Origin of the sequence: Pseudomonas sp. 2822-17 (assembly GCF_002742485.1) — a bacterium.
Lineage (GTDB): Bacteria > Pseudomonadota > Gammaproteobacteria > Pseudomonadales > Pseudomonadaceae > Aquipseudomonas > Aquipseudomonas cyclaminis.
In genome coordinates this window covers 1-303 of record NZ_LJRZ01000137.1, presented here as the reverse complement: position 1 = coordinate 303, position 303 = coordinate 1, and the positions used below count along the sequence as shown (strand labels likewise).

Below are 303 nucleotides of genomic sequence, written 5' to 3'. Positions count from 1 at the left end.
CGATTGATTTATCTGATATTGATGGAATTAAAGTGGACAAACATAGTACTGGTGGTGTTGGAGATACTACAACTTTAGTATTAGCTCCCCTCGTAGCAAGTGTAGGTGTACCAGTTGCAAAAATGAGTGGCAGAGGTTTAGGACATACGGGTGGTACAATCGACAAACTGGAATCTATTAAAGGATTTAACGTGGAAATTAGTAATGATAAGTTTATTCAGTTGGTAAATCGTAATAAAGTTGCTGTTATTGGTCAGACACAAAATTTAACACCTGCTGACAAAAAATTATATGGTTTAAGGG

1 pseudogene is annotated in these 303 nt (G+C 36.0%); it reads left to right on the top strand.

Annotation, left to right across the window (positions count from 1 at the left end):
* Positions 1–303 (top strand): annotated as a pseudogene (locus AOA60_RS01265) (thymidine phosphorylase); the annotation flags it as partial.